Below are 1158 nucleotides of genomic sequence, written 5' to 3' on the forward strand. Positions count from 1 at the left end.
CCATAAAACAGATCGTGGTAGACGCATATTTTGGAACGGTGCAAATTTCGGTACGTCTAAACCAAGACGTTTTAATATAGGTAAATTTAACATTATGATTATAAATGCTGTCATAAATGCAGAGATTGTTACTGTTGCAGGTATTGTCAGCTCAATTGTTTTTAACATAGCCTCAATTAGCTCTGGCTGAAACGCTTCTTGACCTGTCATAGTTTTTGCAAGTTCATTTGATTGCTCATAACTTTCGCGCAACAGCTCCGTGCTCATGTTAATGATATTGATACCAGCAAATTGAACATAAGCTACATAGACAATTGCCATTGACAGAAGAACAGTAACCCCAGATGACATGAATAGGTAAAGTTTGCTCTTCTTTTGATTAATTGCACTTCCTATAACGACACCAACTAATGCCAAAATAAAGGCAAATGGTAACATAGTTATGCCACTCGTTAAAGTGGTTAAGATACAAGCTACTACTGCTACAAATATTGATGAGGAACGCTTGTAATTTGCGCTATACCAAGCAATCGGTAGTGGGGCAAATATTAGACTTACTATAAAAATGAATGGTACATATGCAGAAATAAGCATTAGAATCGTAAAGATTGCGACCATCATTGAGCCTTGTACAAGCGCCTTTGTTTGATTATTCGGCATTGAAAACCTTCCTTTTTTCAGTCAAACTTACTGACCTTTATTGTACCATTTTTTCAGGTTGTTGAACAAAAAACGCTAAGAACAACTGTAAGCTTTGTCATTAATTTTGTAGAACTAATGACTATAGCGTAAAATACAAAGCTATATAGGAGATTTTTTACCGAAAAAGCATAACAAATTCATTCATTATTGATGTTCTTCATTATATATACATTAAAATTTTCAACGATAAGAAATGAGGAGCATACGACATTTACTAATACATGAAAAAAGGCTTTTAATCGAAATGATTATAAGCCGTTTTGTTTTTAAAAATGTTACTTAGTCGATTGTTCTTCTCATTCATACGTTTTAAAATACGATAGCATTTGTTTCTCAATCTCTAACATTTCATTTTTTCTTTATTCATGTCTATTAAAAGTGTAATAAATTCTTATACTAATGGCAAATGGTAATAAATAGAGTAATTACTGAGGTAAAATAAGGTCATCTCTATAG

1 protein-coding gene is annotated in these 1158 nt (G+C 32.5%); it reads right to left on the reverse strand.

What is annotated here, in order from left to right:
* The coding region (locus AC1DJN_RS22045) for a YybS family protein (RefSeq protein ID WP_478040299.1) at nucleotides 1-660 on the reverse strand (660 nt) is incomplete at its 3' end.
* Nucleotides 661-1158 lie beyond the last annotated feature (498 nt).

It is taken from the genome of Stenotrophomonas sp. 05L414_2, from assembly GCF_056397905.1.